Raw genomic sequence first — 8527 nt, forward strand, 5'->3', positions numbered from 1 at the left:
CTCCGGCAGCGGCACCACCGGCCGCGAGCCGTTCGGGTAGTCCCGCGGCACCGCCTCCCCCGAGTCGCACGGGGGATCCGGTCAGCTCGGCCGGAACCGCGCGTTCGACGCCCGGCCGTACGAGTGCCTCCCCACCGCCGGTCTCCCTACCGCCGGCCTCCGCGCAGCTGCCGGCACCGGCGCCGACCCGGGCTCGACCACCGGCACCGGCGCCGTCCCAGGCTCGACCGCCAACGCCAACGCCAGCGTCGGTACCGACGCCGGCACCGGCACCGTCCCGACCCGCGTGGTTCGAGCGCGACGTCTCGAGGACCTCCGCCGGGTCCGCCGGTTCCGGCGCCAGGGTGCCATCCGTTCCCGGCGTTGAGGAGGGTCCTCGGTCGCGAGGAGTGCCGGCGCCCGTTCCCGTCCGGGATCATCGAGAACCTGGAAGGGATCCCCTGGAGGCCGCGGCCGGGCGTCGGCCGCTCGCCCGTACCGACGGGGATGACCACGTACTCGATCATGATCGTGGTCGTCCACGGGCGTCGCGTTCTGCCGACCCGCCGACCATGCAGGTGCGCCGACAGCTCAGACCCGATCCCGAGCCGGATCCGGTGCCCTCCGGCACGAGGGACGAGGCGTGGCCCCTACCGGTCTCCGGCGCGCGGCAGGGCGGCGAGCCGGTGACCGATGCCTATTCCTATCCCGACTCCTATCCTGGCCCGGCCTTCGACCGCCGGCTGCAGGCATACCCCGGGCGGAACCGGGGCGCGGGTGACGACCATGACCTGGAGGATCAGGAACGGCGTGCTGACCCGGGGCCGCGGCCGGTTGTCCCGCGTCCGCAGGCCTTGCCCGAGACGCATCGTCCGTCGACGCCGGCCGAACAACCAAGGCCGGCCGAACAACCAAGGCCGGCCGAACAGCCGAGGCCGTCCGAACAGCCGAGGCCGTCCGCGTCTCGCGACCACCTCGCCGGTTCGGCCCCGGCGAACGGCGGTTTTGCGGCCCGGCGTGCCGATGAGGCCGTGGAAAGTCCCGATTTCCCACCGATCATCGCGCTCCGGCCGGTCGCCCCGTCCCGGCCGGTCGCCGCGCTGATGGTGGTGCTGGCGGCCGTCGGAGCCGGCATCGGCTCCGTCCTGCCGTGGAGCGAGATGTCCAGCGGCGACGAGACACGTACCTTCAGCGGTCTCGTGGTCGGAGACGGGCGCACCATCGGTGTCCTGGCGGTCATGCTCGGTGCCATCGGGGTGGGACGGTTGGTGCGTCGGCCGCTTGCCGGTGCGATCGACGTCGTCCTCGCCCGAATCATCGCGGTCCTGATCGTGATCATCACCGCTCTGGACCGCATCTACGGGCCGCCGACCCTCGCCTCGTTCCGCGCGATTTCCGCGGATGCGATCTCGATCCGTCCACAGGCGGGGATCACGGTGTGCCTCGGCGCCGGCCTCCTCGCCCTGATCGGGGCGGTGCTGCTCCAGCCGAGGACGAAGCCCCCTCGAGGGTGACCCGTCCGCATCGATCCGGTCCCGGCGGTCGTGCTCCCACGTCCTTCCGCTGACCCCTTGCTGGGGGACAACGGATTCGGTGGATGTGGGTCATGACCGAATCGTCATTGTCCGCGAGGATGTTCCTGGTCAAGGAGACACGGGGGAGTCAAGGGGACGCAGGGAGGACAGGCCGCCGGGCCAGGGGATGTCCGTCGAGGTGTTCCGTTCCTTGATCGGGCGCGCGCTCTCCCGCTGTGCGGGTGGTGGCGTGAGGGCGCGCGCCGGGTCCACGTCCTCGTGATCACTCTGGTGGCGGGGTCAGGCCGTTCCCTCGGCACCGGGATTGAGATGGCCGTCTTCCACTGCGAGTTTGTAGAGGTCGACCTTGGTGCTCGCGTCCCGCCCGGCCTTGCGGTACTTCGATCGGACCCGATCGATGTACTGCTTCGCCGTTTCCGGGGAGACGTTCATCTTGTGGGCAACCGTCTTCATGGGCATTCCGGTCGCATAGAGACGCAGTGCTTCTACTTCTTTGGGTGACAGGCCCGGTTTGTCCGGGGCGTCATCGGTGAGCAGCAGGAATGCCAGCTGCGGCGAGATCCACCCTGTTCCCGCGGCGGCGGCGCGGATCGCGGTGGCCAGATCCTCGATGTCGTCGGTCTTCGGGACGAAGCCCGACGCGCCGGCGCGCATCGCGTCGCGAACCGTCGCGGGAGCCGCCGCGGCGCTGAAAACCACGACCGCGCGGTCCACCGCGAGCAGCCGCTGGATGTTATGGGGCGGCGCGGTGCCATCGCCGAGATCGAGATCGAGCAGGATCACCTGGGCGCCGTGCCCCGGGCCGGCCAGCAGGGCTTCGATGGAGTGAGCGGTGCCGATCAGCCTGAAGTCCTCGACGTCGTGAAGGAGGTCCGCGAGGCCGCGAAGCACGATCGGGTGATCGTCCACTGCCGCCACGGTGATGGCGCCAGGTACTGCGGGTACTGCAGTTCCGTTCGCTACGCTCATGCTGGTCCAGTCGTTCTCCCGGACTTGCCGGCCACGAGGCGACAGACCTCGTCAGGCCGTACGGGCGTTGGTGCCCGCTGGCGGAGCGCGGGGGCCCCACCGATCGCTGGGTGCGTCGGGGACACCGCACCCAGCGACGCCAACCATTTCAGCAGATCCCCACCGGGTGGCTGGTGGAGCATAGGGAGGGCCCAGCGTGGCGAGTGTCACGAGGGGACACGTCCATCAGAAGACGATCATAGATCATCGGCCGTCCACGTCCGAGCGCTGCTCGGACGTGCTAGCGGCTCGTGGCGAGTTCGTCGGCGTCGGCGCGGGCAATGGGCGCTGCGCCAGCGGCGCGCCTGGAGCCAGGCTGAGCTGGCCGGCGCGGTGGGCATGACGCAGTCGGCGGTGGCACGGTTCGAGGCCGGCGGCACCGTACCGACACTCCCGGTGCTGGAACGGCTCGCCGAGGCACTCGACGCCGACCTCGACGTCCGCGTCATCCCTCGCTCCGCAGCGTAGGAGACGTTCTGGCACGCCTGTCCGACATGAGCCGGTGAAATTCAGCGGGCGCCGACGACGGCTAGCTCGTCCAGTCCTCCCAGCTCAGGCCGGTGACCCGGCTGAACTCCGAGGTGTTCGCCGTAACGACTGTCAGCCCGCGCCGCAGTGCCTGCCCGGCGATCAACAGATCGTAGGCGCCAATCGGCGTCCCGGCCTTCTCCAGGGCGGCGCGCACCTCGCCGGCAGTACGGGCGTCCTCGTCATCGAAGTCAAGCAGGTCCAGGTCACCGGAGAGCAGTATCCGCAGGCGCTCGGTGTTCTCCGGCACCTGAGCGCTCTTCGCCACGCCATACCACAGCTCGAACAAGACGACCGACGAGAGCGCGAGATAATCCTCGGACGCTTCGGCCTCCCGGTACCGTTCCCGCACGCCGGCGGGCTTGTTCCGCAGCAGCGCGACCACAGCGTTGGTGTCCAGGAGGTAGCTCACCCGAAGAAGTCCTCCCCGGCGGGCGTCGGCGGCTGGTTCCTGCCGTCCTCGAACAGCGGCACGTCCGCGAAACGGTCCAGCTCGGTGAACCAGGCATCGACATCGGACGCGATCGGCTCCAGCAGCACGCCGTCTCCCATGCGCCGGACGCGCACCCGGTCACCGGGCAGCCGGAACTCCTTCGGGAGCCGCACTGCCTGGCTCCTGCCGTGCATGAAGAGCCTCGCGATCGCCGTGTCCGCCACAACGCCTCCCGCCTATGATAGCTATCGATAGTATATACCAGGTGTCCGCTGCCGACTCGGTCAGATGGCGGTAGCGCGGGCACGCTGTGGCATGAGGCGGCGGTGCTAGCGGCACGTACGAGGGCGGCGATAGCCGAAGATGCGCTGGCTGGTCGGGCGTCAGACTGGACCGCCTCGTCGAGCCGCAGTCCATCCCCGCCCTTCGCGACCGCGACCCCACTGGCTACGAACGGCTGCGCCAGGAACCAGCATTTATCGCATTCCGGTTCCGCAACATCAGCCCAGGATGAGCTGACAGGACCGGGACAGATCTACGATCTGAAACATGATAACCCTCGGTCACCGATCGACCGAAAGACAGGGCTGGCCGCCCGGATGAGCTGGTCGGCCTGCGGGCAGGTGGCCGCCAAGACGTCAACGATCGTAGGCGATGCGCTTGAGCCCCATGGCCAGCCTTTCGAACTCCGCCGGATCGGTATAGACGTGCGCGCTCGCGCGGAGGACCGGCCCGGTGAGATCCCGGGAGCGCTCCACGGGGATGGCACTGGCGAGCACCCGGTCTTCTCGGTAGAGCCGGTCCCGGACGGCCACCGGATCGGTGCCGGGGGGCGGTTGCATGGTGATGATGCCGCATGGTGAATCTGGGTCCTCGCGCACCCGCCAGCCGCCGGCCCCGTCGAGAAGGTGCCTTCCCTGACCGGCCAGCCGTGCGATGCGGGCGAAGACAAGTGACGGGCCGGAATCCATCAGTTCCGTGACGGCCTGCCCCAGGCCGATGCGGGACACGGTCGCCGCCTCGCCTATCCCGAGCCGGGCCAGTCCGGGGAGAGGAACCGGACGGTCGTTGCGGTCGAAGCGTGCGCTGTGCAGGCTCGGCACGGCGATATCAAGAAGATCGACGCTGCCTTTCCGGACGGCGAGAAATCCTGCTCCTCGTGGCCCGCAGAGCCATTTTCTCGACGTTCCGATATAGGCGCTGGCCGCGGTCTGGCTCACCTCGACCTGGCCGAGGGACTGCGCCACGTCGAGTACCAGGGGGACGCCTTCGGCCGCGCAGCGCGCACCGATCGCGGCCGCCGGCTGAACGATGCCCCGTTGGCTTGGCACCTGCGGAAACACCACGAGGTCGAGGTCGGCGAGACCGATGCGCCCGGGTGCATCGGCGCAGGCCACTCCGGCCCGGTCGAGGGTCTCGACGTCGATGACCCCGGTCTCGTCGACGGGAAGATCGACTAGCGAGACCGCGGTGCGCAGCGCCCGGGCGGCGAGTACGAGCATGTTGGACCCGTACTCGCTCGGTACCACGCCGATCCTCGCCTCGGCGGGGAGTCGCCAGGCCATCAGCAAGGTGGCGAAAGCCGCGCTCGCCGAATGGTGGAAGCTCAGGTCATCAGCGTCGAGTCCCGGGCCCATTAGGCTGACGAGCCTGGCCCGCGTGGCGTGGAGCCCGCTGCCTGCCTCCACCTCGGCGGCGTACGCGCCGAGTTCGCTCTCGCTCTCCAGGTACGCGGTCTCGGCCGCGATCGTGGCCCGACTGGGGCGGGCCGCGCCGGCCGAGTCGAGATGAACCACCGACGACGGTGACCGGGCCGCACGCCAGCGGTGGAAGAGCCGGAGCTGCTCGGGATCGTCGTTCGGCCCGGGATCGTCGCTGTCGGTGAGTCGGCGCTGGCTGGGCTGATGGATCGACGGTGTGTCCACAGGAACAGGGTGACACCTCGACGACACGTGCGGCACCGTGCCGGCGGTGCGCCGACGGTGTGGACGTCGTGGCTGCGACGGTGTTTCCGTCGGTCGTGGGTTCGAGCCCCACTCGCCCCACCAATGTGGGCATTGCGCGAACCGCTCCTTTCGGGGGCGTTGTGGCTGGTAGGACGGCTGCGGCGCCCCGGCGTGGGGCGGGGGGTGCGGCTGGTCTGGCCGGCTTGGGTCGGTCTGCGACTCCAGTCTCTACGTTGGCGGTGTCCCTTGGAGTGTTGGGTCTGGGGACCTTGAAGATCGGTATGAGCCGGTCCGGTCCAGTGATCTTTACTTCGGCGACGAGGGCTTCGATGAGGGCCTTGCGTCGGAGGTCGTCACCTGTCTCGATGATCGTCTCGATGTGCTTGATGACCGCGCGGAGGGTCGAGCGGGTCGGCATGACCGGTTCGTCGTCGATCTCTTCGGTAAGTTCGGCCTGCCGGTGGCGGAGCTGCTTCTGCTTGGTGCGCAGGGCTTCGAGCCGGGCCGCGAGGATCTCTTCGTCGAGGGTACCCCGCTCGAAGGAGCCCAGGTAGCGGTCGATGGCCTGGTCGGTCTGGGTGAGTTCGGTTTCGATGGCGGTGAGTTCGTCGGTGCGGTCGGAGCGGGCGTTGCGGTGGCGGTGCTGGGCTTTGGCGACGGCGTCGGCGATGAGCTGCTGGTTGTCGCGGTAGAAGCTGACGAGCGCGGCGAGGACTGCGCTGTCGACGGCGTCGGCGTCGAGGCGGGGCGCGTCGCACTGGTCGCTGTCGTAGCGGTTGCGTGTCCGGCAGGTGTAGTAGCGGTAGGTGTGGTTGCGGCCGGTCGCGCGGGTGCCGATGACGGCTTTGCCGCACTGGGGGCAGCGCATCCGGCCGGTCAGGTAGTAGTCGGAAGGGTTGGCGGCGCGGCGTGAGGTGTCCTCACTGCGTTCGATGAGGATCTTCTGGGCGGCCTCGAATGTCTCCTCGTCGATGATCGGGTCGTGGGTGCCGGTGACGGTGATCTCCCGGAACGTGAGTTCGCCGAGGTAGATCCGGTGGTCGAGGACGCGGATGACCTGGTGGCCGGACCAGGGTCCGCCGACGGTGGTGCGGTGGCCGCGGCTGTTGAGTGTCTTGGCGATCGCGCGCGTACCGAGGCGGTCACGGATGTACAGATCGAAGATCGCCCTGATGATCGGGGCTTCGGTCTCGTCGATGATGAGTCTGTTCGCGCTCTTGTCGACCTGGTAGCCGAACGGCCGCTTGCCTCCCATCCACAGGCCCTTGGCGGCTTTGCGTTCCATGCCGCCGATGACTCGGTCGATGATCATGTCGCGCTCGAACTGGGCAAACATCGCGAGCAGCTGAAGGAGCATGCGGCCCATGGGGGTGGAGGTGTCGATCGGCTCGGTCGCCGAGCGGAACACGACCTTGGCCTGGTCAAGCTCTTCAAGTAGATGGACGGTGTCGCGCAGGCTGCGGGAGAGCCTGTCTACCCGGTAGACGAGCAGGACGTCGATCAGGCCGTTGCGGGCCGCGGTCAGCGCCCGCTGGAGGTCCTTGCGTTGAGTGGTGGCGCCGGAGGCGTCGTCGGCGAAGCGCAGGGCGACGACCCAGTTGGGCTGGGAGTCGACGTAGGAGCGAAGCCGTTCTTCCTGGGCTTCGATGGAGTAGGGCTGGTGCTCGTCGTCGGTGGAGCGGCGCAGATAGATCCCGACCCGTACAGTCTCGGGCAGCGCGGTGACGGCTTGCTGGGTTCGTTTCGCGGTCGTGCGGCGCGCGGTCGTGCGCGGCATGGCGGCTATTCCCCTTCCTTCGCCTGGGCGCTTTTCTGTCGCGACAGGGGGTGGTCTATTTCTGGCGCCGGCGGTGCCAGATTCCCCGGCGGCCGGCGAGCTTGGCCGGAAACCGGCCGTGGACGTCGCCAGCCGGGTCGGTGATCTGGAAACTGGTGGCGTTGGCCGCGAGGGAGGCCAGGACCTTCTCGTGCTGTGTCGCTATGGACTGGTCGCCGCCGCCGGTACCGTGCCGGACGTAGATATGGACCGACACGGTACCGGAAACGGTGTTCGCCGCCGCTTTCACGGTAGCCTTTCGGGCTGAAAATCGGCGTGGCATACCGGCGCTCCTTTCTCGGGTGGTTGACGGCCCGCCCGAAGGGAGGTCGGTGTGGGTGTCAGGCCGCCTTGTTTGGCGCCTTGTTCGGCGCTCCGTTCCTTTCCCACTGTAGGACGAGTTCGGCCAAAGCAGACACCGCCGTGTCGTACTCCTCGGCGGTCATCTCGACGGTCTCGATCCGCTCAATTTCCATCTGGCGTGCCACGTCCCGCCGTCCCACGGAGCGCGACCCAGAATCGTCCGTCGCGGGCGTCCGGCTCATTCTGTTCCCGTTTCGGAGCGAGGATGCCGACACGACGAGAACTCTTGACCGCCGTGCCGTGACGCACGGGCAGGTGCGCTCCGTGCTGGGAATTGGTGCAGATGTCGGCGGGGTTTGGTCACGCGATCGCCCCGCGGCTGGTGCAATCGGTTCCCGGGTCGGTCGGCGGGTCGGCGGGGAACTCCCAGGGCGGCAGGTGCGGGCTGAGGATCGCGGTCCCCAGAGTGGCGAGGAGTTGAGCGTGGAAGAACGTGCGGCCGTCGATGATCGGATGGTGGGCGTGCGGGCAGATGACCCAGTCCTCGGGTGAGACGGGCTGGCCGGCGTGGGTCCGGCCCCAGACGGTCGCGCCGGTGTAGACGGGGTTGGCCAGGACACGGCCCACCGAGGTGGAGGTCCACGGCCGCGGCAGGCCCGTGGCAGGGTCGGCAATGCCGTGGAGGTCTTCGACGATCCGCAGGCGGGTGGCTATGGAGCTTGGGGTGAGCCGGTCGTCGACTCGCCACTGGAAGATCACTGCGACGATCGCCGCGGGTCCCGGGTCGAGCACGAGGCGGATACGGCGGCGGCGCTGGCCGTCCGAGTCGAGCACACTGACCCGGTGCGGCAGGTAGCCGAAGGGCACGGGGCCGAGGTGGAAGCCGGCGCGGACGAGGTCGATCTGGGCTTGGCGGGCGCGTTCGGTGGTCCAGGCGTGGTGGGCGGCGAGCAGCCGGGCCTGGCGGGCGGTGCGGGGG

10 protein-coding genes and 1 pseudogene are annotated in these 8527 nt (G+C 69.0%); 2 read left to right on the forward strand and 9 right to left on the reverse strand.

Annotated elements, in window-relative coordinates:
• Nucleotides 1-629 precede the first annotated feature (629 nt).
• Nucleotides 630-848 carry a hypothetical protein gene (locus AC08OV_RS21285; RefSeq protein WP_462203778.1) on the reverse strand — a complete coding sequence of 73 codons (219 nt, stop codon included), beginning with the start codon at nucleotides 846-848 and terminating at the stop codon, nucleotides 630-632.
• 162 nt (nucleotides 849-1010) lie between these two features.
• Between AC08OV_RS21285 and AC08OV_RS21290 the strand changes: the two genes are divergently transcribed.
• On the forward strand, nucleotides 1011-1493 hold the full coding sequence (locus AC08OV_RS21290; protein ID WP_476615356.1) for a hypothetical protein: 483 nt from the start codon (nucleotides 1011-1013) through the stop codon (nucleotides 1491-1493).
• Nucleotides 1494-1793: 300 nt separating this feature from the next.
• On the opposite strand, the gene AC08OV_RS21295 is transcribed toward AC08OV_RS21290, so the two are convergent.
• The gene (locus AC08OV_RS21295; RefSeq protein ID WP_462186257.1) at nucleotides 1794-2483 is read right to left on the reverse strand and encodes a response regulator transcription factor; all 690 of its coding nucleotides are present in this window, start codon (nucleotides 2481-2483) and stop codon (nucleotides 1794-1796) included.
• Here AC08OV_RS21295 and AC08OV_RS21300 point away from each other — a divergent pair.
• Entirely contained in the window at nucleotides 2412-2990 is a 579-nt protein-coding gene (locus AC08OV_RS21300) for a helix-turn-helix domain-containing protein (RefSeq protein WP_476615357.1), read from the forward strand. The two genes, AC08OV_RS21295 and AC08OV_RS21300, sit on opposite strands and share 72 nt — an antisense overlap.
• A 61-nt stretch (nucleotides 2991-3051) precedes the next feature.
• Here AC08OV_RS21300 and AC08OV_RS21305 read toward each other — a convergent pair whose 3' ends face one another.
• From AC08OV_RS21305 to AC08OV_RS21335, 7 genes and pseudogenes are all read right to left on the reverse strand, one after another.
• A complete protein-coding gene (locus AC08OV_RS21305; RefSeq protein ID WP_476615358.1) occupies nucleotides 3052-3462 on the reverse strand; it encodes a PIN domain-containing protein in 411 nt (136 codons plus the stop codon).
• Nucleotides 3459-3677: an antitoxin gene (locus tag AC08OV_RS21310; RefSeq protein WP_476596260.1), complete on the reverse strand. Its 219-nt coding sequence runs from the start codon at nucleotides 3675-3677 to the stop codon at nucleotides 3459-3461. Before AC08OV_RS21310 ends, AC08OV_RS21305 begins: the two co-directional genes overlap by 4 nt.
• Nucleotides 3678-4121: 444 nt before the next feature.
• Nucleotides 4122-5216: pseudogene (locus tag AC08OV_RS21315) on the reverse strand (aminotransferase class V-fold PLP-dependent enzyme); the annotation flags it as partial.
• The gene (locus AC08OV_RS21320; protein WP_476620182.1) at nucleotides 5098-7206 is read right to left on the reverse strand and encodes a recombinase family protein; all 2109 of its coding nucleotides are present in this window, start codon (nucleotides 7204-7206) and stop codon (nucleotides 5098-5100) included. The gene AC08OV_RS21320 and the pseudogene AC08OV_RS21315, both read right to left, overlap by 119 nt.
• Nucleotides 7207-7261: 55 nt before the next feature.
• A complete protein-coding gene (locus AC08OV_RS21325; protein ID WP_476620183.1) occupies nucleotides 7262-7495 on the reverse strand; it encodes a hypothetical protein in 234 nt (77 codons plus the stop codon).
• 91 nt (nucleotides 7496-7586) lie between these two features.
• A complete protein-coding gene (locus AC08OV_RS21330) occupies nucleotides 7587-7721 on the reverse strand; it encodes a hypothetical protein (protein ID WP_476620184.1) in 135 nt (44 codons plus the stop codon).
• A gap of 187 nt (nucleotides 7722-7908) precedes the next feature.
• The coding region (locus AC08OV_RS21335) for a recombinase family protein (RefSeq protein WP_476620185.1) at nucleotides 7909-8527 on the reverse strand (619 nt) is incomplete at its 5' end.

It is taken from the genome of Frankia sp. CeTa3Moorea (genome assembly GCF_978021225.1).

What these genes read in the sequence shown, in the direction of transcription:
- AC08OV_RS21320 (WP_476620182.1), bottom strand. Translation starts at nt 7,206, where the DNA reads ATGCCGCGCACGACCGCGCGCCGCACGACCGCGAAACGAACCCAGCAA.
- AC08OV_RS21285 (WP_462203778.1), bottom strand. Translation starts at nt 848, where the DNA reads ATGCGTCTCGGGCAAGGCCTGCGGACGCGGGACAACCGGCCGCGGCCC.
- AC08OV_RS21310 (WP_476596260.1), bottom strand. Translation starts at nt 3,677, where the DNA reads ATGCACGGCAGGAGCCAGGCAGTGCGGCTCCCGAAGGAGTTCCGGCTG.
- AC08OV_RS21295 (WP_462186257.1), bottom strand. Translation starts at nt 2,483, where the DNA reads ATGAGCGTAGCGAACGGAACTGCAGTACCCGCAGTACCTGGCGCCATC.
- AC08OV_RS21330 (WP_476620184.1), bottom strand. Translation starts at nt 7,721, where the DNA reads ATGGAAATTGAGCGGATCGAGACCGTCGAGATGACCGCCGAGGAGTAC.